Source organism: Pseudarthrobacter sp. SL88 (assembly GCF_026672455.1).
In the GTDB taxonomy this organism is placed as follows: domain Bacteria; phylum Actinomycetota; class Actinomycetes; order Actinomycetales; family Micrococcaceae; genus Arthrobacter.
Window position 1 is genome coordinate 122,398 of sequence record NZ_JAPPRD010000001.1, and the last position, 21,709, is coordinate 144,106.

The following is a 21,709-nucleotide window of genomic DNA, read 5'->3' on the forward strand; positions in this document are numbered from 1 at the left end:
GGCCCTCCCTCCTTTTCCGGACCGGGGTCTTCTGCGGCCACCCGCCACGGGTGCCCGGCCGGCCCGCTGCCGATCGGAGGAGGACTTCATTGGCCGAAGAATTGGAAAACAGCCCGGGGGACCAGCAACCGAAAGCGATGATCCCGCGCAGCCAGCTTGGCGGCACCGAACGGCGGCGGCCCATTCCTGATGGGGAGAACCGCCCGCCCGTTTCCAGCCAGGAACTGAGCAAGGCCAAGGCCGAGCTCGCCGAGGAATCCAAGCCAAAGGTGAACTGGCGGGTGCTCGTCATCGCGTCAGCCATGATCCTGGCGTTTTCTGTCTGGGCCATGCTGGTGCCGGCCAGCGCGCAGGCCACCATGAAGACAGTGGTGGCCTGGATCGCCACGAACGTGGGCTGGTTCTACGTCCTCACTGTCACGGTCGTGATCGGATTCGTCCTGTGGGTGGCGCTGTCCAAGGAAGGCTCAGTCCGCCTTGGCCCGGACCACTCCAGGCCGCAGTACAAACTCTTCACCTGGGTGGCCATGCTGTTCGCAGCCGGGGTGGGCATCGACATGCTGTTCTACTCCGTGACCGGCCCCATCACCCAGTACATGAAACCACCCGCCGGTGAAGGGCAGACGGCGGCCGCGGCCCAGGACGCCGTGGTGTGGACCATGTTCCACTACGGCATTGCCGGCTGGGCCATGTACTCGCTCCTCGGCATGGCCATGGGGTACTTCGCCTACCGCTGGGGCATGCCGCTGTCCATCCGCGCAGCACTGTATCCGTTGCTCGGGAAGCGCGTCCGCGGCGGCGTCGGAGACACCATCGACATCGTCACCCTGGTAGGGACGGTCTTCGGCGTGGCCACGTCCATGGGCATTGGCGTGGTGCTGCTCAACGTCGGCTTCGCCATCCTGTTCGGCCTGCAGGAGGGCCTGGCGCTGCAGATCGCCCTGGTGGTTGTGGCTGTCATCCTCACCGTGGCCGCGTGCACCTCCGGCGTGGACAAAGGCATCCGCTGGATCTCCGAGCTGAACATCTGGAGCGCAGCGGCAATGCTGCTCTACATCCTGGTGACCGGGCAGACGTCCTTCCTGCTCAATGCCATGGTCGAAAACATCGGCCGGTTCCTGTTCACGCTGCCGGACCGCACCCTGCAGACGTTCGCCTACCAGGACGGCGGCTCGGAATGGATGGCCGGCTGGACCCTCTTCTTTTGGGCCTTCTGGCTTGCGTGGGGTCCGTTCGTCGGCCTGTTCCTGGCCCGGATTTCGCGGGGCAGGACCCTGCGGGAATTCGTCATTGCCGCCATCACCGCCCCGGTGCTGTGCGACTTCCTGATTGTGAGCATTTTCGGCAACAGCGCCATGCACAAGGTCCTGGGCGGGAACGCGGAATTCGCGCAGCTCGCCATGGCCAGCCCGGAGGAGGGCTGGTACGCCCTGCTGAACATGTTCCCGGGCGCCAGCTTCCTGATCGGGCTGGGCACGCTGTCCGGCATGCTGTTCTACCTCACCAGCGCCAACTCCGGCGCGATGGTGATGTCCAACTTCTCCTCATCGATACCCGATCCCTCGCAGGACGGCGCGAAATGGCTGCGCATCTTCTGGGCGGTCCTGACGGCGTTGCTCACCATCGCCATGCTGGTGGCCGGCGGCGTGACCACCATGGAATACGCCACCCTCATTTTCGCCCTGCCGGTGACGATCATCGCGTGGCTTGTGATGGCGTCATTCTCCAAGGCCCTGCGGATGGAGCGCGCCGAGCGCGAAGGGCAGGTCCTGCGGCGGCAGTCAACGGCGGCGCACGGAGGGCAGGTGCCGGACCGCACCTGGCGGCAGCGGCTGGCCAACATGCGCGCATACCCGTCCAAAAAGCAGGTGGCACTCTTCATGGAGGGCACTGTGCAGCCGGCGCTCGCGGATGTGGTCAAGGAGTTCACCAGGCAGGGGTACCACGCCACCCTGGATGTGGTGCCGAACCCGGATGCCGGCATTTCCAGCCACGCCCTGGTAGTCAGCATTCCGGAGCACCGCGACTTCCATTACCAGGTGCAGGCGGTGGAAGCGCCGGTGCCCATGTTTGGCGGGCGAATGTCCCGGCAGACGGACATCTACTACCGGGTGGAGGTTTTCGCACAGACAGGATCCGAAGGGTACGACCTCATGGGTCTGTCCCACCAGCAGGTGATTGACGACGTCCTGGACCGCTACGAGGCGCACCTGGGCTTCCTCACCTACTCCACCCAGCACGACTTTGCGTCAGTACTCACCCCGCCAGTGGCCACAGGCAGCATGGCAGTAGTGGACCCGGGGACGGCCAGCGCGCGGAATAGGACCGGAGCCTGAGTCAGCCCTGGCTTCAGGCCGCCGGGGTCCGGTCCGCCCTGTGGTCCGCTGCCGCGTACACGCCAAGGATCCGCACCTCGGTGGTGAAGAAGTCCAGTTCCTCGAGCGCCAGCCGGAGCGGAGTGTCCTCGGGGTGCGCCTCGACGTCGGCCATGAACATGGTGGCCGCGAACTCGTCGCCCACCATGTAGCTCTCCAGCCGCGTCATGTTCACGCCGTTCGTGGCGAAGCCGCCCAGCGCCTTGTACAGGGCCGACGGAACGTTGCGGACACGGAACACGAAGCTGGTCACTGCCGGGCCGGGAAGTTCGTCCCTGGCGGGCAGCGCGGTTTCCCGGGCCAGGACCACGAAGCGGGTGGTGTTGGAGGGATCGTCCTCCACCCTGGAGGCGAGAACGTCGAGGCCGTAGATCTGGGCGGCCAGCGGGGGAGCGAGGGAAAGCTTGCGGGGATCGTTCCACTCCGCCACCTCGCGGGCGGACCCGGCGGTGTCGCCCGCGATGACGGGTTTGAGGCCGTGCTCGCGGATGAGCTTCCGGCACTGGCCCAGGGCGTGGATGTGGCTGTGGACCTCGGCGGCACCCTCGATGGTGCTGCCCGGGATACCCAGCAGGTCGAAGTGGATGGGCAGGAAGAATTCGCCCACGATCTGCAGGTTGGACTGCGGCAGCAGGATGTGGATGTCCGCCACCCGGCCGGCGATGGAGTTCTCGATGGGGATCATGGCCAGGTCCGCCTCACCGCTGGAGACCAGTTCAAAGGCGTCCTCGAAGCTGGCGCAGGGGACGCTGTCCATGTGGGGGAACATCTGCTTGCACGCGATATTGGAGTTGGCGCCGGGCTCACCCTGGTACGCAATCTTTTGGGCCATGGTCCGTATGGTTTCACGCGCCGCGGCCCGTTACGAAAACGGGCCGCGGATACTACAGGGGAGTGACGCGCAGCCAGAGGTACTGCCGGGGGAGGAGCGTGACGCCCCCGTCCAGCTGCACCGCAGCTTCGGAGAGAAGGTCGACGGCGGCCGGGGCGAACCCGCCGAACGTTTCCGCCGGCAGGTCCTGGGCGGAGTCGCTGAAGTTGGCCAGGGCCAGCACCCGGGTGCTTTCCGGAGAAGCGCCGGGCCGCTGGTACGCCAGCACCGAGCGGTTGTGCGTGGCGAAGTCGATCAGCTGCGTGCCCGCCAGTTCGGGGGTGCCGGCCCGGACTTCCGTCATCCGGCGCAGCCCCGCGTAGACAGCACCCGCGGGCGTGGAGGGGTCGTTGCGAAGTTTGTACTGCTCCGACGGATAGTGCGGGCGGTGCACCCAGCGGCTGTCCTCCCCGTGGCCGGGTTCGCCCGCGTAGCCATAGTCGTTGACCTGCCCCACCTCGTCGCCCAGGTAGAGCAACGGGATGCCGCCGGTGCTGAACGGGACCGAGTGGGCCAGGAGGATCCGTTCCACCGCTTCCGCCGGACTGTCCTCCAGGCCGCACAGCGACGCCGTCGTCCCTGAAATCCTGCAGTCCCCGGTACGGGGGTTGTCCTGGAACGGGACGCCGCGTGCGAAGCTGTCGGGAAACCGGTTGACGTAGAACGAATTGAGGAAGCGGCGGTGGTCAAAGCCGTTGATGCCCAGTTCGGCGGCGTCCTCGTCGGCGAAGGTCCACCCGATGTCGTCGTGGCTGCGGACGTAGTTCACCCAGGCGGTGCCGTCCGGGATCTTGTGCCGGCGTTCGAGCGCCTGGGCGAGGAGTGACACATCCCGGGTGGCCAGGGATTCCCAGATGAGCGCCATCTGCAGCGGGTTGTAGGAGAGCTGGCATTCGGCGGGGTCGATGTAAAGCGCCACCTCGTCCGGGTGCACGATCGCTTCCGACTTAAACAGCAGCGACGGCGCCGCGAGCCGGCACACCGCGTTGAAGGCCCGGAGCAGAGTATGCGCTTCGGGAAGGTTCTCGCACGTGGTGCCCAGCTGCTTCCAGATGAACGCCACGGCATCCATGCGCAGGATGTCCACGCCCTGGTTGGCCAGGAACAGCATCTCGCCCGCCATGGCCCGGAACACGTCGGGGTTCGAATAGTTCAAATCCCACTGGTAGGTGTGGAACGTGGCCCACACCCAGCGGCCGTCCTCCATGCGGATGAAGGACCCCGGGTGGTTCTCGGGGAAGATCTCCCGGACGTCCTGCTCGAAGGCGTCGGGCATGGTCCGGTCCGGGAAGATCCAGTAATAGTCGCTGTACTCCGGGTCGCCCGAGGCGGCTTTCCGGGCCCACTCGTGTTCGTCCGAGGTGTGGTTGAAGATGAAGTCCACCACAAGGCTGATTCCGTTGCTGCGCAGCTCGGCAGCCAGCGAACGCAGCTGTTCCATGGTGCCCAGTTTGGGGTTGACCTGCCGGTAGCTGGACACCGCATAGCCGCCGTCCGAATGCGGCTCGGGCGCCAGGAACAGCGGCATCAGGTGCAGGTAGGTGAGGCCGAGTTCCTTGAAATAGGGGATGCTGCTGCGCACCCCTTCCAGGCTCTCCGCGTAGCGGTCCACGTAGCAGACGCCGCCCAGCATGCCATTGGACTGGAACCAGTGCGGGTTTGCCTCCCGCTCCGTGTCCAGGGCTTTGAGTTCCGGGGCGCGCTCCTGCCAGGACCGGGCGGCCTGGACCACCAGGGCTGCCAGCTGGTCCTGCCAGTCCGCCCGGGTGCCGTACAGCGGGCGGAACAGGCCGGTCAGCAGCGGGAGGTACCGGTCCAGCCGCCGCTGGAAGTCAGGGTCCGCGGCGAGACCGGCAGCGTGTTCGCTGGCCAGTGCTGCCAGAACTTGCTGCCGCGGGCTGCCCTCCACGCTGACGGATTCCTGCATGTCACGGCCCTTTCCGCTGACGCCGGGCGTGCCCTGAATGAAGCAGCCGACTTTTGTACCGAAGTATGCCACGTCACATTTTGGGGCGTGGCGCGGCAGGTGCGGGACGCTGACTTTCCCCACCTTTCAGGGCGGACGACGGCGTGTCCCGGCAACGCGCCGTCGTCCGCCCTGCGCCGCGGGCCAAGCCAGGGGAAATTCAGCGGCCCTGCGACGTGTACCGGTTCGGGATCAGGCGCGGAGCCGCGCATCCCGCCCTGCCGCGGCGTACAGGGCGGCGCCCACCACTCCGGCGGAATTCTCCAGCGCGGCGGGGACCACCGGGGTGCGCAGGGACAGCCGGGGGAGGAACTCGCTGCTGCACGCCGAAATGCCGCCGCCCAGGATGATGAGGTCCGGTGAGAAGAGGAACTCCACGTGCTGCAGGTATTGCTGCAGCCTGACGGCGTACTCGGGCCAGCCAAGACCCTCGTTCTCGCGGGCAAGGGCGGACGCCCGGGATTCCGCCTTGCGGCCGCCCACTTCCAGGTGGCCCAGCTCGAGGTTGGGCACCAGCCTGCCGTCGACGATGAGTGCCGATCCGATGCCGGTTCCCAGGGTCAGGACCAGCACCGTGCCGGAGACGTCCTGCCCCGCCCCGTAACGGACTTCCGCCAGGCCCGCAGCGTCAGCATCGTTGACCACGCACATGGCACGGCCCAGCCGGGCCTCGAGGAAGGGCCGGGCATCAAGCCCGATCCAGCTGCGGTCCATGTTTGCCGCGGACGCCGCCACCCCGTTCCGGACAATCGAAGGGATGGCGACGCCGATGGGCCGGTCCGGAGATAGTGGTGCCTGAGTTTCGAGCTCGCCGAGCAGCCGGTCCAGGGTGTCCGCGACGGCTTCCACAGTGCCGCCCGCCGGTGTGCGGAGCCGGCGCACGGCGCCGGCAGGGATGCCGCTGTCAAGGTTGACGGCAGCCCCTTTAATCCAGGTCCCGCCGACGTCGATCCCCAGCCCGAACCCCACGCTAGGCCTGCAGCCAGGCGGTGGCCGCTCCGGGCAGTTCACCGTTTTCCGCGGGCGAGCTGGCCACCAGCAGGCGGCCGGCGGGCAGCGCGAACGGCGCGGTGCCGAAGTTCGTTACCGAGGTCCAGCCGTTGGGCCGCCGGAAGGCCAGCACGTCATCCCGTCCGGTTTCCAGCCATTCCAGGGTCTCGGCTGACTGCAGTTCCCACCGCAGGGACAGCGCCCGGCGGTAGAGGGACAGGGTGGAGTCTTCCCGGTTTTCCTGGGCTTCCACCGAGGTGCCCGCGAACCATTCGGGCTGTGGCAGGTGGGAGCCGCCCGGACCGAACCCGAAGGAACTGCCGCCTGCGCTCCAGGGCAGCGGGACGCGGCAGCCGTCGCGGCCGATTTCGACGCCCTTGTTGCGGAAGAAGGACGGGTCCTGGCGCTCTGCGTCGGGGATTTCGCTGCCGACTTCCTGCAGGCCCAGCTCCTCGCCCTGGTACAGGTAGGCGGAGCCCGGGAGGGCAAACATCAGCAGCGACGCGGCGCGGGCGCGGCGCAGTCCAAGCTCGATGTCCACATCTTCCTGCCGGCCGCCCTCAAGCAGCCAGCGCTTGCCGGCCTGGCCGGCCATGATCTCCCCCTCCGCCGAAGATTCGGACACTGGAAGTCCGTAGCGGGTGGCGTGCCGGACGACGTCGTGGTTGGAGAAAACCCACGTGGACGAGGCGCCGGATGCTTCGGCCTCGGCGAGGTTCTTGGTGACGGTCCTGCGGAACTGTCCCGCGTCGAAGTCTGCCTGCAGGAGGTCGAAGTTGAAGGCCTGGCCCAGTCCATCCGGGCTGGCGTACCTGGCACGGCGGTCCGCGTGCACCCAGGCCTCGGCGACGGCGGTGCGCGGCGGGTTGTACTCGTTGAAGAGCGTGCGCCACTCGGCGTAGATCCCGTGGACTTCGTTGCGGTCCCAGTACGGGTGCTCGCCGGCAAGGTACAGCGCCTCGCCCCGGGCGTCGAGGTCAGCCTTGGAGGGCAGGGTCCCCTCGAGGTTCTTGGTAAGTGCGTGGGCGACGTCGATGCGGAAGCCGTCCACGCCGCGGTCGGACCAGAAGCGGAGGGTCTCCAGGAAGTCCGCGCGGACTTCCGGGTTGTCCCAGTTGAAGTCGGGCTGTTCCTTGGCGAAGATGTGCATGTACCACTGACCCGGTGTCCCGTCCGGTTCGGTGATGCGCTCCCACACCGGGCCGCCGAAGACCGAGTCCCAGTCCGACGGCGGCAGTTCACCATTCTCGCCCAGCCCGTCGCGGAAGATGTAGCGGCTGCGGGCCGCGGACCCCTTGGGCGCGGCCAGGGCTTCCCGGAACCACTCGTGGCGGTCGGAGGAGTGGTTAGGCACGATGTCAACGATCAGCTTGATCCCTGCCGCGTGCAGGGCGCCGGCCATGGCGTCGAAATCCTCAAGGGTGCCCAGCTTGGGGTCCACGTTGCGGTAGTCGTCCACGTCGTAGCCGCCGTCGGCAAGGGCGGAGGGGTAGAAGGGGCTCAGCCAAACCGCGTCGACGCCCAGTTCCGTCAGGTACGGGACCTTGGCGGTGATGCCGTTGAGGTCGCCGATGCCGTCGCCGTTGGAGTCGGAGAAGCTGCGGGGATAGATCTGGTAGACGGAGGCCTGGCGCCACCAGTTGGGATCGTCCTGGAAGGTGGCGGCGGTGCGGGGTGCCGTGATGGCGGTGGTGGTCACGAAGGTTCCTTTACGTCTGGTGTTCTGTGGGTGGGTCCGGGCGGAGAAGTTACTTGACGGCGCCCTGGGTGAGGCCGGACATGACCCAGCGCTGGGTAAACAGGTAGACCACGATGGCGGGCGCCATGGCCATCAGGTACGAGGCGAACGCCACGTTGTAGCTGTTGCTGAACTGCGTCTGGAAGATCTTCTGCAGTACCGGAATGGTCTGCATTTCGGGGTCGGAGATGATGAGCGAGGGCATCATGAAGTCGTTCCAGGAGGCGATGAAGGCGAAGATGCCCACCGTGGCGCTCATGGGCCCGAGCAGCGGGAAGATGAGCCGCCAGAACACCTGCCACGTCCCCGCGCCATCCATGCGCATGCTTTCCTCCAGCTCGAGCGGGATGGAGCGCAGGAAGGCCGTGAACAGCATGGTGTTGAAGGCCAGGGCAAAAACGATGTGCAGGATGGCGACGCCGAGGGGGTTGTCGAGTCCCACCAGGCCCGTGAGCTGGATCTGCGGCAGCGCCACCACGGGGAACGGGATGAACATTGCCGCGAGCAGGTAGAAGAAGGACCAGCGGAAGAGCTTGCGGTCCCAGTTCCTGACGATTGCGTAGGCTGCCAGCGCCGACACCACGATCTCCCCGACCACCGCAATGACGGACACGAAGACGGAGATCGCAAAGCCGCGGGAGAAGTTCGTCAGGGTCCAGGCCTGGACGAAGCTGTCAAAGGTCAGGGGGCTGGGCAGCGAAAATGCGTTGCCGTCGACGGCCTGTCCGGTGGTCTTGAACGCCATGCTGACGGTGACGTACAACGGGACGAGCACGCCGAGGGTGCAGACGATCAGGATGGCGGTTGCCGGCCAGTTGGTGCGCTCCTGGCCGCCGCCGAACCGCCGCTTCCCGGTGGCCGACGGGTTTGCTGGGATGGTGCGGGTCGCGGTGCTCATGCTGCGATCCCTCCTTTGCCACGGGTGAAGCGGAGCTGGATGACTGCGATGGTGACGCTGATCAGGAAGAAGATCACGGCGTTGGCCATCTGGTAGGCGTAATCGCCGCCTTCGAAGCCGCGGAAGATCGCCATGGCGACGCTGCGCGTGGAGACTCCGGGGCCGCCGTCGGTCAGGCCCACGATGATGTCGTAGGTGTTGAGGTAGTTCTTGAAGCCGAGGACCGTGTTGATCACGGCGTACCCGGCCACCAGCGGCAGGGTAATGTGCCGGAGGTTGTGCCAGGGGGTTGCTCCGTCGATGGAGCTTGCCTCGTAGACCTCCGGGGAAACGGTGAGGAGCCCTGCGATGTAGATCAGCATGGCGCTCGGAATCGACTGCCATGCCGTGACCAGGACGATCGCCAGCCAGGCAAGGTCGGGGTTGGCCAGGATGCTCGTGGCGAGCGGCTCGATGCCCAGGCTCTGGCCCGCCAGCGGCTGCGAATTCGAAAAGAGGTACTGGAACACGAAGGCGATGACGATGCCGGATATCACCATCGGGATCACGAACACGGTACGCAGCGCGGCGCGGAAGCGGATGCGGGACGTGAGCCCCAGGGCCAGGAAGAAGGCCACAACGTTCACCAGGATGACCGTCACGAGCGAGAAAGCGAGCGTGAATCCGTAGGATCCAAGGATTCCGTCATCCCGGAACACGGCGATGAAGTTCCGGATGCCGATGAATTCAAAGTCGCCGAACCCCACGGAGTTGGTGAAGCTGTAGACGAAGCCCAGCACGGCAGGCAGCGTGACTGCGAGCGTGAAGATCGCCAGGGACGGGAACAGGAAGAAGTAGTAGAGCGGGTCAACCCTGCGTTTACGCGTCCGTGGCGGGTTTGCCGCTGCTGGGGGCGATGTCACCACCGCCTCGGTGGAAGGTCTCGTCATTGATGACATGGATGGTCCTCGTTTCGTGCCTTGGTCTGTTGGGTGGTTACGCGCGGAATGCCAGGCGCGCCCAGTCGGCGTCCATCCGGCGCAGGGTGGCCTCGGCATCGGCGCCGCCGATGATCGACTGGATGTAGTTGGCGGCGGGAATCGTGTTGGGGATGAACTGTGAGGCACCCATGTAGAAGCGGCCCTCGTCGTAGTACTTCTGCATTTCCACGATCCTCGGGTCGGTGACCGGCGGGGCATCCTTGACCGTTCCGAAGCCCAGGAATTTGGCGTTGTAGGTGTCCTGGATCTCCGGCTGCATCAGGTACTGGATGAAGGCGCGTGCCCCCTGCTGTCCGTTCGAGACCTCGGGGACCCAGAGTGAAAGGTCGATGTTGACGCGTACCTTGAGGTCGGCGGGGTTGTCGGTCACAGGCAGGGGGAAGGTGCCAAGGTCCACATCGGTGCCGGCCTTTTCGATTTCGCCAAAGGCCCACGGCCCCTGGAAGTACATGGCTGCCTGCCCCTGCGCCATGGCGGTGTTGCCGTCCCCGTAGCCGCGGCTGGCGGCATCGGCGTTGACGTATTTCTTGAGCTGGACCATGCGGCGGACAGGTTCCAGCAGCGTCTTCTGGAATGAGACCTCGGAATCCGGTCCAACCTTCTCGCCCGCCTCGTGCATGGACTGGTAGAAGCCGCGCACATCGACCATCCCGCCCACGGTGTAGTCGAACAGGCCCTGGGCGATGGTCCAGGGATCCCGGAAGGTGCCGTAGATCGGAGTGATCCCCGCGGCCTTGAGCTTTTCGCAGACGTCAATGAGTTCGTCCCAGGTGGTGGGTACCGGGAGGCCGTTCGCCTCGAAGATGCGCCGGTTGTAGATGACCGACGCCGCCATGACCGAATAGGGGATGACGCTGGTGCGGCCCGGGTAGGTGGGGTACCAGTTGGTGAGGTCGAGGACGTCGCCGCGGATGGATGCCGCTTGCGGAAGGTCGGCCAGGTCCGATAGGGCGCCGCGCTCCATGAACCGCGCCATCTCCAGGTTGTAGTTGAGGCAGCCAAGATCCGGCGGGCTGCTGCGGACGAAGCTGGCAGATAGGTTCGTTGCCATGTCGTGCAGAACGCGGAATCGGTCCTGCGACGCCGTGAATTTCGCCGTGAGGTCGCGGAAGTAGGGGGCCGCTTCAGGTTTGGACTGGTGGAACGTGATGGTGGGCTGGGCTTCGGCCGGGCTGCACGCCGCAAGCCCGAAAGCGGCCAGAGAGCCTCCGGCGGCGGCAAGGAAAGTGCGCCGGGAGACTCGTGTCCCGGCGGACGGCAAAGGTGGCAACATCGGCTCCTCAGAGGGGGTCAATCAGAATTGATTTGGATCTTATATTTAGGTCCTATACGAGGATGGGGGACGCAGGGGCTATCGTCAAGGGGTGGACGGAACTACGGCGAGCTCGACGCAACTGTTACGGCAGATCAACTCCGGGGCGCTGCTGCGCTTCGCCCTCCAGGAGCAGGTGTTCACGGCGGGGGAGGCCATGGGTGCCACCGGGCTCACGCGCGCCACCGTGCTGGGCGTCTGTGACGGCCTGGTTGACGCCGGCTGGCTGGAGGAAGTGACCGACGGCGGCGAGGCCGGCCGTGCGCTCAAAGGCCGGCCTGCGCGCCGCTACCGGCTGCGCGAGGCCGCGGGGGTTGTGGTGGGGCTCGACGCCGGCGAAGGCCACCTCACCACCATCGTCGCCGACCTGCGCGGCCGTGAGCTCGCCAAGCGGCGCCAAAGCATCGACTCCCATGCGCTGGGGCGCGCCGGCCGCGTTGCCGGCGCCCGGGAGCTGATCCACCAGGCGCTGGCTGATGCAGCCTGCCAGGCAGGCGACGTGCTGCTGACCGTAGTGGGAGTACCCGCGCCGGTGGACGCGGACGGCAGGTCCCCCGGGGCCGGTGAATTCTGGCAGCTGATGAATTCCGGGTTCGACCAGCACCTTGAGGGCGCAGTCACCATCGAAAACGACGCCAACCTCGCAGCCATCGCCGAGCACGCGCAGGAGCCGTCAGCCAACGTGGCAACCCTGTTGTCGGGGGAGCGGTTCGGTGCCGGCCTGATCGTCGATGGGCGGCTGCTGCGCGGACGCAGGGGCGGCGCCGGCGAAATGCGGTTCCTGGACATTCTTTCGGACAGCAAGCTCGAACCTGAAGAAGGAACCTCGGACGGGTTCGGAGCGCTGGCCCGGAAGTGGGCGCGCACGCTGGTCCGTTCCTATGACGGAGACACGTCGCTGCGCCGGATCTCCGAGGAGGACATCACTGCGGAGGATGTGTTCCAGGCGGCCCGCGAGGGGGATCCGCTGGCGCGGGACATCATCGCCCGGCTTGGCACCCGGCTGGCGCGGATCGCCGTGGTGCTCTCCAGCCTCCTGGATATCGAACGGGTGGTCATAGCGGGTGGGATCTCGCGCGCCATTGAGCCGGTCCTGGAGCACGCACGCACACTGCTGCCGGCAAACTCCGGCCTGCCACTTCCGGACCTCGTTGCCAGCACCTTCGGAGCGGAAGCTGTGGTCCACGGAGCCATTGAAGCGGCCCTGACGCAGTTCAGGCGCGATCCCACGGCGTTCCTGCCGCGGGCAACCCGCCCCTGACCCACCTGCCCTGCCCTGCCCCGGGGCACTGCCGCTGCGGGAAATCGGCCGGTTCGGGTCTGCCAGCCCGTACACTGGCCACCATGTCATGCCGCATCAGTGAACTGGTCCTGAACTGCAACGATCCGGAGCTGCTGGCACGGTTCTGGTGCGGAGTGCTCGGTTACGAGGAGCTCGACCGCGAAGACGGCTCCATCGAGATCGGGCCTCCGTCCGGTTTCGGCGGACTGCAGCCCACCATCATCCTGAGTCCCAGCAGCAATCCGCGCACCGGGCGGCTGCCGCTGCATATCGACGTCAATCCTGTGGACCGGGACCAGGGCGCCGAACTGGAACGCCTGCTGGCCCTGGGCGCCCGGCCCGCCGACGTGGGGCAAACCGGCGACGAAAACTGGCACGTCCTGCAGGACCCGGAGGGCAACGAGTTCTGCCTCCTGCGCAGGCGCCTGGACCCGTAGCGCCCGGAACCCTGGAGCGTCGACCCCGGGGCAGGGGCCCGGCGTCCACGCCTACAGCACGTTGCGGATGGCCTGCTCGAAGCTGGTGACGTGCTCCAGGGCGAGCTTGCCCGCCCGCTCGGAATCGCCGTCGGCCACTGCTTCGAGCAGCTCAACGTGCTCAGCAATGTGCGACGACACGGACGGGACCTTCTCCAGCACCATGCACCAGATGCGGGTGGCCAGGTTGTCGTAGCGGATCAGGACGTCTTCCAGGTGCGCGTTTGCCGCTGCCCGGTAGATCAGCCGGTGGACCTTGATGTCATAGCGCATCAGGTCGTAGGGGTCATCGTCGCCGTCCATGCCGGCAATTGCGGCGGCGGTTTCCCGGATCTCCGCCCGGAGTGCAGGCGTGGCCAGCTTGGCTGCCCGCTTGGCCGCCAGGGGCTCCAGCGATTCACGCAGTTCGGAGACATCCGCGAGTTCGGTGATGTCGACGATGGTGGCGAACGTTCCGCGGCGGGGGTAGGAAACTACCAGGTGGTCGCTTTCCAGGCGTTTGAGGGCTTCCCGCACGGGCGTGCGCCCGATGCCGAGCTCGGCCGCGAGCTTGCCGTCGTTGATGGCTTCGCCGGGGCGGATTTCCAGCATGATCAGGCGGTCCCGCAGATGCCGGTATGCCCGCTCGGCGAGTGAGAGGTCTTCATCGCCGGCGATGGAGTTCTCCAGCATTACGCCCATGTTGAGCTCTCTTCCATGGTGACTATTGACTGCTACGTGATCTGGAACATACTATTACGTTAGTTCTAATATATCAGTTACAGATCAGTTACGGATCAGGACTTTCAGGTTTAGAAGGAGAAACATGCAGGACGCACTCAACGCCTCGCTCGCAACGGTGGACGCCGACGTCGCCGCCGCCGTTGCACGGGAACTGCACCGCCAGCAGTCCACCCTGGAAATGATCGCCTCGGAGAACTTCGCTCCGTCGGCTGTGATGGAAGCGCAGGGCTCGGTCCTCACCAACAAGTACGCCGAGGGCTACCCCGGCAAGCGCTACTACGGCGGCTGCGAGCACGTTGATGTGATCGAACAGCTGGCCATCGACCGGGTCAAGGCCCTGTTCGGTGCTGAATTCGCCAACGTCCAGCCGCACTCCGGCGCGCAGGCCAACGCCGCAGCCATGTTCGCCCTGCTGAACCCGGGCGACACCATCTTGGGCCTCTCGCTTGCCCACGGCGGACACCTCACCCACGGCATGAAGATCAACTTCTCCGGCAAGCTCTACAACGTGGTCCCGTACCACGTCCGCGAGGACGACCTCCGGGTGGACATGGCCGAGGTGGAAGCCCTGGCCCTGGAACACAAGCCCAAGCTGATCGTTGCCGGCTGGTCCGCTTACTCCCGGCAGCTCGACTTCGCCGAGTTCCGCCGGATCGCCGACCTCGTGGGCGCCTACCTGATGGTGGACATGGCACACTTCGCAGGCCTCGTGGCCGCCGGACTGCACCCGAACCCCGTCCCCTACGCGGACGTGGTCACCACCACCACGCACAAGACCCTCGGCGGCCCCCGCGGCGGCGTCATCCTCGCCAAGGAGGAGTACGCCAAGAAGATCAACTCCGCCGTGTTCCCCGGCCAGCAGGGCGGACCGCTGGAGCACGTTGTCGCTGCCAAGGCCGTGGCCTTCAAGCTCGCCGCCACCCCGGAATTCAAGGAGCGCCAGGAGCGCGTCCTGCAGGGTGCGCAGCTGCTGGCCGAACGCCTCCTGCAGCCGGACGTCCAGGAAGCCGGAATCTCCGTGGTCAACGGCGGCACCGATGTGCACCTGGTCCTCGTTGACCTCCGGCACTCCGAACTCGACGGCCAGCAGGGCGAAGACGCCCTCCACCACATCGGCATCACGGTCAACCGCAACGCCGTCCCGTTCGATCCCCGTCCCCCGATGGTCTCCTCAGGACTCCGCATCGGCACCCCCGCACTGGCCGCCCGCGGCTTCGGCGCAGCCGAGTTCGCCGAGGTTGCGGACATCATCGCGACGGCGCTTATCGCCTCCGCGTCCACGGGCACCCTGCCCGGGGACACCGCCGTCGAACTCCGCGCACGCGTCACGGCGCTCGCCGGGCAGTTCCCCCTTTACCCGCATCTTTCCGACAACAGCAGCGACGCCAGCCTGGCCGGTGCAGAAGCAGACCTGATTGGAGCAACCCAGTGAGCGCCCCCCACCTCCCCGAACACCCGGAATTCCTCTGGCGCAACCCGGAACCCAAGTCCTCCTACGACGCAGTGATCGTCGGCGGCGGCGGGCACGGCCTGGCCACCGCATACTTCCTGGCCAAGAACCACGGAATGACCAACATCGCGGTCCTGGAAAAGGGCTGGCTGGCAGGCGGCAATATGGCCCGCAACACCACCATCATCCGTTCCAACTACCTCTGGGACGAGAGCGCCGCCATCTACGAGCACGCCCTCAAGCTCTGGGAGATTTTGCCCGAGGAACTCGAGTACGACTTCCTGTTCAGCCAGCGGGGCGTGATGAACCTGGCCCACACCCTGGGCGATGTTCGCGAAAGCATGCGCCGCGTGGGTGCCAACAAGCTCAACGGCGTTGACGCTGAATGGCTGGACCCGCAGCAGGTCAAGGAACTCTGCCCCATTCTGAACATCAGCGATAACATCCGCTACCCGGTCATGGGCGCCACCTACCAGCCCCGTGCCGGCATCGCCAAGCACGACCACGTTGCCTGGGCCTTCGCCCGCAAGTGCGACGAGATGGGCGTGGACATCATCCAGAACTGCGAAGTCACCGGCTTCCTCAAGGACGGCGACCGCGTAGTGGGCGTCAAGACCAGCCGAGGCACCATCAACACCGAAAAGGTTGGCCTCTGCGCCGCCGGCCACAGCTCGGTCCTGGCCGAGATGGCGGGCTTCGAGCTCCCCATCCAGTCCCACCCGCTGCAGGCACTGGTTTCCGAACTGCATGAACCCGTCCACCCCACGGTGGTCATGTCCAACCACGTCCACGTCTACGTTTCGCAGGCGCACAAGGGCGAACTGGTCATGGGGGCCGGCGTGGACTCGTACAACGGCTACGGCCAGCGCGGCTCCTTCCACGTGATCGAGCAGCAGATGGCGGCCGCCGTCGAGCTCTTCCCCATCTTTGCCCGGGCGCATGTGCTCCGGACGTGGGGCGGGATCGTGGACACCACCCTGGACGCCTCGCCGATTGTCGGCACCACCCCGGTGGAGAACATGTTCGTGAACTGCGGCTGGGGAACCGGCGGCTTCAAGGGCACACCCGCGGCAGGCATGACTTTCGCGCACACCATCGCCACCGGCGCCCCGCACAAGCTGAACGCGCCGTTCTCCCTGGAACGCTTCGAAACCGGCGCGCTCATCGACGAACACGGCGCCGCCGCCGTGGCCCACTAGCCGCTGCCACGAGATAAGGACTAACGCACATGCTGCTGATCCCATGCCCCAACTGCGGCCCGCGGGACGAAACCGAATTCCACTACGGGGGACAGGCCCACGTCGCCTACCCGGAGAACCCCAACGAGCTCAGCGATACGGAGTGGTCCCGCTACCTCTTCTACCGCAGCAACACCAAGGGCACCTTCGCCGAACGCTGGGTCCACAGCACCGGCTGCCGCCAGTGGTTCAACATGCTCCGCGACACCGTGAGCTACGACATCCAGGCGATCTACCCGATGGGAGCGCAGCGGCCTGACCGGGCCGGCACCACCGGCGCCGAGTCCGGTACCGCCAGCCTTGCCGCGGACAGCACCACCACCGGGACCGCCGCACCCAGCACCTCAGGCACCAGCCTTTCCTCCACCACTGCAGCCCCGGAAGGAGCCACCAAGTGACCTCCCAGAACGCCCGCCTGGCCACCGGCGGCCGCATCGACCGCACCATCTCCTGGCGCTTCACCGTGGACGGCGAGGAGTTTACCGGCCACCCCGGCGACACCCTGGCCTCCGCACTGCTCGCCAACGGCCGCATCGCGGCCGGCAACTCGCTTTACGAGGACCGCCACCGCGGCATCATGTCCGCCGGTGTGGAAGAAGCCAACGCCCTGGTCCGTGTGGAAGCCCGCTTCCCCGGCCACGTGGCCGAATCCATGCTCCCTGCCACTACCGTTTCCCTCGTTGACGGGCTCCAGGCCCTCCAGCTCAACGGCCTGGGCAAGCTGGATCCGGCCGAGGACCGCGCCGAATACGACAAGAAGTACGTCCACACCGACGTCCTGGTGATCGGCGGCGGCCCCGCCGGCCTCGCTGCTGCCCGCGAAGCCGTCCGCACCGGTGCCCGCGTCGTGCTGCTGGACGACCAGCCCGAACTCGGCGGATCCCTGCTCTCCGGCTCCACGGCCGAGGGCCTGGCCGAAACCATCGAGGGCAAGCCCGCCCTGGAATGGGTTGCCGACGTTGAAGCTGAACTGGTGTCCGGCGCGGAATCCACGGTCCTGAACCGCACCACCGCCTTCGGCGCCTACGACGCCAACTACGTCATCGCCGTCCAGAACCGCACCGACCACCTCACCAGCCCGGCAGCACCCGGCGTCTCCCGCCAGCGGATTTGGCACATCCGTGCCAACCAGGTGGTCCTGGCCCCCGGTGCCCATGAGCGCCCCCTGGTCTTCGAGAACAACGACCGCCCGGGCGTCATGCTCGCCTCGGCCGTGCGCACCTACCTGAACCGGTACGCAGTGGCCGCCGGCAGCCGCGTGGTCATCGGCACCACCAACGACAGCGCCTACGCCACCGCCGCCGACCTCGCCGCCGCTGGCATCAAGGTGGCAGCCGTGGTGGACGCCCGTCCCAAGCTCTCCGCCGCGGCAACTGCCGCCGTCGAATCCGGCATCCGGGTGCTGATCGGCAGCGCGGTGGCCAACACCTCCGCTGATTCCGCGGGCCGGCTGGACGGCGTCACCGTCCGCAGCATCAACGACGACGGCGAACTCACCTCCGGCGTCGAGCAGATCGCAGCAGACCTGCTGGCAGTGTCCGGCGGCTGGAGCCCGCTGGTCCACCTGCATTCGCAGCGCCAGGGCAAGCTGCGCTGGGACGACGAGCTGGCGGCCTTCGTGCCCAGCACCGAAGTTCCCAACCAGCAGACCATCGGCTCCGGCCGCGGCTCGTTCGCCACCGCAGACTGCCTCGCGGAAGGCATCTCTGCCGGCGCGAAGGCGGCTACCGCAGCGGGCTTCGAATCCGCCGTCCAGCCTTCCGTCCTCTCCGAGCCGAAGGCCGCCGCCCCCACCCGCCAGCTCTGGCTGGTACCGGGGGAGAACGGCACCCCGGATGACTGGCACCACCACTTCGTGGACTTCCAGCGCGACCAGTCCGTGGCTGATGTCCTCCGCTCCACCGGGGCCGGCATGCGTTCCGTGGAGCACATCAAGCGGTACACCTCCATCAGCACCGCCAACGACCAGGGCAAGACCTCCGGCGTGAACGCCATCGGCGTGATCGCGGCGGCACTGCGCACGGCGGGCGAGGCTTCCCGCGGAATCGGCGACATCGGCACCACCACCTACCGCGCACCGTTCACCCCTGTGGCCTTCGCCGCCCTGGCCGGCCGCCAGCGCGGTGAGCTTTTCGACCCCGCCCGCATCACCTCGATCCAGCCGTGGCACGTAGCCAAGGGCGCCTTGTTCGAGGACGTCGGGCAGTGGAAGCGGCCCTGGTACTACCCGCAGGGCGGGGAAGACATGGACGCCGCAGTGCTGCGCGAATGCGCCGCCGTCCGTGACTCCGTGGGGTTCATGGACGCCACCACCCTGGGCAAGATCGAAATCCGCGGCAAGGACGCGGGCGAGTTCCTGAACCGTGTCTACACCAACGCCTTCAAGAAGCTCGCCCCGGGCTCGGCACGCTACGGCGTCATGTGCCTGGCTGACGGCATGATCTTCGACGACGGCGTGACCCTCCGGCTGGATGAAGACACCTTCTTCATGACCACCACCACCGGCGGCGCCGCGAAGGTGCTGGACCACCTGGAGGAATGGCTGCAGACCGAATGGCCCGAGCTGGACGTCCAGTGCACCTCTGTGACGGAGCAGTGGAACACCATCGCCGTCGTGGGGCCCAAGTCCCGCGAAGTGATCGCCAAGGTGGCCCCTGAACTGGCCGCCAACGGCGGACTCGACGCCGGGAACTTCCCGTTCATGACCTTCCGTGAAACCACCCTCGCCTCCGGCGTCCGGGCCCGGGTCTGCCGGATTTCGTTCTCCGGCGAACTGGCCTACGAGATCAACGTTCCGGCCTGGTACGGCCTGAACACCTGGGAGTCCGTGGCCGCTGCCGGCGCCGAATTCAACATCACCCCGTACGGCACCGAAACCATGCACGTGCTGCGCGCCGAGAAGGGCTACCCGATTGTCGGGCAGGACACCGACGGCACCGTCACCCCGCAGGATGCCGGCATGGAGTGGATCGTCTCAAAGGCCAAGGAGTTCATCGGCAAGCGTTCCTACTCCCGCGTGGACGCCCAGCGTGAAGACCGCAAGCACCTGGTCAGCGTCCTCCCCGTGGACCGCACGCTGCGGCTGCCGGAAGGCACCCAGCTGGTGGAAAAGGGACGCTCCACCAACCCCGCCTACGGCCCCGTGCCGATGGAAGGGTTCGTCACCTCCAGCTACCACAGCGCAGCGCTGGGCCGTTCATTCGGCCTGGCCCTGATCAAGAACGGACGCAACCGCATCGGCGAAACGCTGATTGCCGCCGCCGGCGACCAGCTGGTGGACGTGGTTGTTGCAGAGACAGTGCTTTTTGACTCCGAAGGGACCCGCAAAGATGGCTGAGACAGCAGCTTCCCCCACCCCCGCAAAGACTCCGGCGGACCAGGACCTCGCGGTCCGCACCAGCCCGGCCGGAGCGCTCCGGGACGCGTTCGCGGCCGGCTCGCTGGCCGGAACCGTTGAAATCTCCGAGCTGCCCTTCCTCACCATGGTGGGGATCCGGACGGCCGCAGGCTCCGACGCTGCGCAGCGCATCGCCGCGGTGACCGGCGGCCTGCCCGCCGGGTCCGGCGCGGTGGCCGGCAGCGGCGACACTTCGGTCCTGTGGTTGGGCCCGGCCGAGTTCCTGGTGGTTGCGCCCACCGAAGCCCACGAGTCCCTGGGCGGCGGCCTCATCCAGTCGCTCCGGGACGCCCTGGGCGGCGACTCCGGCCAGGTGGTTGACCTCTCGGCCAACCGCACCACCTTCGAACTGACCGGCCCGCAGGCCCGCTCCGTCCTGGAAAAAGGCTGCTCGCTGGACCTGCACCCCCGCGTCTTCAAGGCCGGCACCGCGTACTCCACGGAAATCGGGAACATCCCCGCCCTCCTGTGGAAGACCGGCGACGAGTCCTTCCGGGTCTTCCCGCGGGCCTCGTTCGCCGAGTTCCTGGGCCGCTGGCTCCTGGACGGCATGCGGGAGTACGCCTCGCCAGAGGTCCCCTGATGGCGCTCAGCGTCCTTGATCTCTTCTCTGTCGGCATCGGGCCCTCGTCGTCACACACGGTGGGCCCGATGCGGGCGGCAAAGCTCTTCGCGGACGGGCTGAAGGGCGACGGCCACCTGGCCTCCACCACCCGGGTCCAGTCCGAACTGTTCGGCTCCCTGGGCGCCACCGGCCGCGGCCACGGCTCGGACAAGGCAGTGGTGCTGGGGCTGCAGGGCCTGGAACCGGAGACGGTCAACACCTTTACCGCCGACGACCAGGTGGCTGCCGCGGCGCTCAACGCAGAACTGCAGATCGCCGGGACGCACCGGGTGGACTTCAACTGGGAAGAGGACGTGGTCCTCCACCGGCGCAAGTCCCTCCCCGCACACCCCAACGGCATGACGTTCCGGGCGCTGGACCACACCGGTGCCGTGCTGAGCGAACGGAGCTACTACTCGATCGGCGGCGGCTTCGTGGTGGACGGCGACGCCGAGGGCGCGGACAAGGTGGTGGCGGATGACACCGTGCTGCCGTACCCGTTCTCCACGGCTGACGAACTCCTGGAAATCTGCAGCCGCGAAGGCATGTCCATCTCCGAGGTCATGCTCGCCAACGAACTGACCTGGCGCAGCGAAGCCGAGCTCCGGGAGCAGCTGCTGGGGCTCTGGGACGTCATGAAGGAATGCGTGGAGAACGGCTGCAACGCCGAAGGCATCCTTCCCGGTGGACTGAAGGTCACCCGGCGGGCGCCGTCGCTCTTCCGCACGCTGACTGCCTCCGCCGCCTCGGCCGAAGCGTCCGCCAAGGCAGCGGCAGCATCGCCGTCGCCCGTCCAGGCGCCGGCCGATCCCTTGCTGGCGATGGAATGGGTGAACCTCTTCGCGCTGGCCGTGAACGAGGAAAACGCCGCCGGCGGGCGCATTGTCACCGCCCCCACCAACGGGGCAGCGGGCATCGTGCCTGCCGTGCTGCACTACTACGTGAAGTTTGTTCCGGGAGCCGACGACGACGACGGTGTGGTCCGCTTCCTGCTGGCGGCGGCCGCCGTCGGAATCCTGTTCAAGACGAACGCCTCCATCTCCGGCGCTGAAGTGGGCTGCCAGGGTGAGGTCGGGTCGGCCTGCTCCATGGCCGCCGCCGGCCTCTGCGAGGTGCTCGGCGGAACACCCGCGCAGGTGGAGAACGCCGCCGAGGTGGGGATCGAACACAACCTCGGCCTGACTTGCGACCCCGTGGGCGGGCTGGTGCAGATCCCCTGCATCGAACGGAACGCGATCGCCAGCGTCAAGGCGATCAACGCGGCCCGGCTGGCCCTGCATGGGGACGGCAGCCATAAGGTCTCGCTGGACAAGGCGATCAAGACCATGCGCGATACCGGAGCCGACATGAAAACCAAGTACAAGGAAACCTCCCGAGGAGGACTCGCCGTGAATGTGATCGAGTGCTGA

At 66.9% G+C, this 21,709-nt stretch carries 17 protein-coding genes; 9 read left to right on the forward strand and 8 right to left on the reverse strand.

All coding sequences use genetic code 11. The annotated features are described in order from the left end of the window. Positions 1-137 precede the first annotated feature (137 nt). Positions 138-2,336 (forward strand): choline BCCT transporter BetT, encoded by a 2,199-nt coding sequence (gene betT, locus OVA06_RS00520; protein WP_268160562.1) that lies wholly within the window; start codon positions 138-140, stop codon positions 2,334-2,336. A gap of 13 nt (positions 2,337-2,349) precedes the next feature. On the opposite strand, the gene OVA06_RS00525 is transcribed toward betT, so the two are convergent. From OVA06_RS00525 to OVA06_RS00555, 7 genes are all read right to left on the reverse strand, one after another. Then, positions 2,350-3,207 carry a prephenate dehydratase gene (locus tag OVA06_RS00525; protein ID WP_268155512.1) on the reverse strand — a complete coding sequence of 286 codons (858 nt, stop codon included), beginning with the start codon at positions 3,205-3,207 and terminating at the stop codon, positions 2,350-2,352. A gap of 52 nt (positions 3,208-3,259) precedes the next feature. Next, positions 3,260-5,173, reverse strand: coding sequence for an amylosucrase (locus OVA06_RS00530; protein WP_268155514.1), 1,914 nt, complete (start codon positions 5,171-5,173; stop codon positions 3,260-3,262). A 231-nt stretch (positions 5,174-5,404) separates the two neighbouring features. After that, a complete protein-coding gene (ppgK, locus tag OVA06_RS00535; RefSeq protein ID WP_268155516.1) occupies positions 5,405-6,181 on the reverse strand; it encodes a polyphosphate--glucose phosphotransferase in 777 nt (258 codons plus the stop codon). A gap of 1 nt (position 6,182) precedes the next feature. After that, complete coding sequence (locus tag OVA06_RS00540; protein ID WP_268155518.1) at positions 6,183-7,901, reverse strand: glycoside hydrolase family 13 protein; 1,719 nt, start codon at positions 7,899-7,901, stop codon at positions 6,183-6,185. Positions 7,902-7,950: 49 nt separating this feature from the next. Then, positions 7,951-8,838 (reverse strand): carbohydrate ABC transporter permease, encoded by an 888-nt coding sequence (locus OVA06_RS00545; protein ID WP_268155520.1) that lies wholly within the window; start codon positions 8,836-8,838, stop codon positions 7,951-7,953. Further along, positions 8,835-9,776, reverse strand: coding sequence for a carbohydrate ABC transporter permease (locus OVA06_RS00550; RefSeq protein ID WP_442793500.1), 942 nt, complete (start codon positions 9,774-9,776; stop codon positions 8,835-8,837). The genes OVA06_RS00545 and OVA06_RS00550 overlap by 4 nt, the downstream gene beginning before the upstream one ends. Before the next feature lie 37 nt (positions 9,777-9,813). Continuing rightward, on the reverse strand, positions 9,814-11,091 hold the full coding sequence (locus OVA06_RS00555) for an ABC transporter substrate-binding protein (protein WP_268155524.1): 1,278 nt from the start codon (positions 11,089-11,091) through the stop codon (positions 9,814-9,816). A 91-nt stretch (positions 11,092-11,182) separates the two neighbouring features. Here OVA06_RS00555 and OVA06_RS00560 point away from each other — a divergent pair, with 91 nt between their 5' ends. Next, positions 11,183-12,391 carry an ROK family protein gene (locus OVA06_RS00560; RefSeq protein ID WP_268155526.1) on the forward strand — a complete coding sequence of 403 codons (1,209 nt, stop codon included), beginning with the start codon at positions 11,183-11,185 and terminating at the stop codon, positions 12,389-12,391. A gap of 83 nt (positions 12,392-12,474) precedes the next feature. Continuing rightward, complete coding sequence (locus OVA06_RS00565) at positions 12,475-12,849, forward strand: VOC family protein (protein WP_268155527.1); 375 nt, start codon at positions 12,475-12,477, stop codon at positions 12,847-12,849. Between the two features lie 51 nt (positions 12,850-12,900). On the opposite strand, the gene OVA06_RS00570 is transcribed toward OVA06_RS00565, so the two are convergent. Continuing rightward, positions 12,901-13,569: a GntR family transcriptional regulator gene (locus tag OVA06_RS00570; protein WP_442793501.1), complete on the reverse strand. Its 669-nt coding sequence runs from the start codon at positions 13,567-13,569 to the stop codon at positions 12,901-12,903. Between the two features lie 124 nt (positions 13,570-13,693). On the opposite strand from OVA06_RS00570, the gene glyA reads away from it, so the two are divergent. Genes glyA through OVA06_RS00600 form a run of 6 tightly spaced genes read left to right on the forward strand, consistent with a single transcriptional unit; the run spans position 13,694 to position 21,709 of the window. Then, a complete protein-coding gene (gene glyA, locus OVA06_RS00575; protein WP_268155529.1) occupies positions 13,694-15,043 on the forward strand; it encodes a serine hydroxymethyltransferase in 1,350 nt (449 codons plus the stop codon). After that, positions 15,040-16,260: a sarcosine oxidase subunit beta family protein gene (locus tag OVA06_RS00580; protein WP_268155530.1), complete on the forward strand. Its 1,221-nt coding sequence runs from the start codon at positions 15,040-15,042 to the stop codon at positions 16,258-16,260. Before glyA ends, OVA06_RS00580 begins: the two co-directional genes overlap by 4 nt. Before the next feature lie 29 nt (positions 16,261-16,289). Next, the gene (locus OVA06_RS00585) at positions 16,290-16,697 is read left to right on the forward strand and encodes a sarcosine oxidase subunit delta (protein ID WP_091723585.1); all 408 of its coding nucleotides are present in this window, start codon (positions 16,290-16,292) and stop codon (positions 16,695-16,697) included. Beyond that, entirely contained in the window at positions 16,694-19,636 is a 2,943-nt protein-coding gene (locus OVA06_RS00590) for a sarcosine oxidase subunit alpha family protein (RefSeq protein WP_268155532.1), read from the forward strand. The genes OVA06_RS00585 and OVA06_RS00590 overlap by 4 nt, the downstream gene beginning before the upstream one ends. Then, on the forward strand, positions 19,629-20,279 hold the full coding sequence (locus tag OVA06_RS00595) for a sarcosine oxidase subunit gamma (RefSeq protein ID WP_268155534.1): 651 nt from the start codon (positions 19,629-19,631) through the stop codon (positions 20,277-20,279). Before OVA06_RS00590 ends, OVA06_RS00595 begins: the two co-directional genes overlap by 8 nt. After that, the gene (locus OVA06_RS00600; RefSeq protein WP_268155536.1) at positions 20,279-21,709 is read left to right on the forward strand and encodes an L-serine ammonia-lyase; all 1,431 of its coding nucleotides are present in this window, start codon (positions 20,279-20,281) and stop codon (positions 21,707-21,709) included. Before OVA06_RS00595 ends, OVA06_RS00600 begins: the two co-directional genes overlap by 1 nt.

What these genes read in the sequence shown, in the direction of transcription:
- betT (WP_268160562.1), top strand. Translation starts at nt 138, where the DNA reads ATGATCCCGCGCAGCCAGCTTGGCGGCACCGAACGGCGGCGGCCCATT.
- OVA06_RS00525 (WP_268155512.1), bottom strand. Translation starts at nt 3,207, where the DNA reads ATGGCCCAAAAGATTGCGTACCAGGGTGAGCCCGGCGCCAACTCCAAT.
- OVA06_RS00530 (WP_268155514.1), bottom strand. Translation starts at nt 5,173, where the DNA reads ATGCAGGAATCCGTCAGCGTGGAGGGCAGCCCGCGGCAGCAAGTTCTG.
- OVA06_RS00545 (WP_268155520.1), bottom strand. Translation starts at nt 8,838, where the DNA reads ATGAGCACCGCGACCCGCACCATCCCAGCAAACCCGTCGGCCACCGGG.
- OVA06_RS00550 (WP_442793500.1), bottom strand. Translation starts at nt 9,776, where the DNA reads ATGTCATCAATGACGAGACCTTCCACCGAGGCGGTGGTGACATCGCCC.
- OVA06_RS00555 (WP_268155524.1), bottom strand. Translation starts at nt 11,091, where the DNA reads ATGTTGCCACCTTTGCCGTCCGCCGGGACACGAGTCTCCCGGCGCACT.
- OVA06_RS00565 (WP_268155527.1), top strand. Translation starts at nt 12,475, where the DNA reads ATGTCATGCCGCATCAGTGAACTGGTCCTGAACTGCAACGATCCGGAG.
- OVA06_RS00570 (WP_442793501.1), bottom strand. Translation starts at nt 13,569, where the DNA reads ATGGGCGTAATGCTGGAGAACTCCATCGCCGGCGATGAAGACCTCTCA.
- glyA (WP_268155529.1), top strand. Translation starts at nt 13,694, where the DNA reads ATGCAGGACGCACTCAACGCCTCGCTCGCAACGGTGGACGCCGACGTC.
- OVA06_RS00585 (WP_091723585.1), top strand. Translation starts at nt 16,290, where the DNA reads ATGCTGCTGATCCCATGCCCCAACTGCGGCCCGCGGGACGAAACCGAA.
- OVA06_RS00595 (WP_268155534.1), top strand. Translation starts at nt 19,629, where the DNA reads ATGGCTGAGACAGCAGCTTCCCCCACCCCCGCAAAGACTCCGGCGGAC.
- OVA06_RS00600 (WP_268155536.1), top strand. Translation starts at nt 20,279, where the DNA reads ATGGCGCTCAGCGTCCTTGATCTCTTCTCTGTCGGCATCGGGCCCTCG.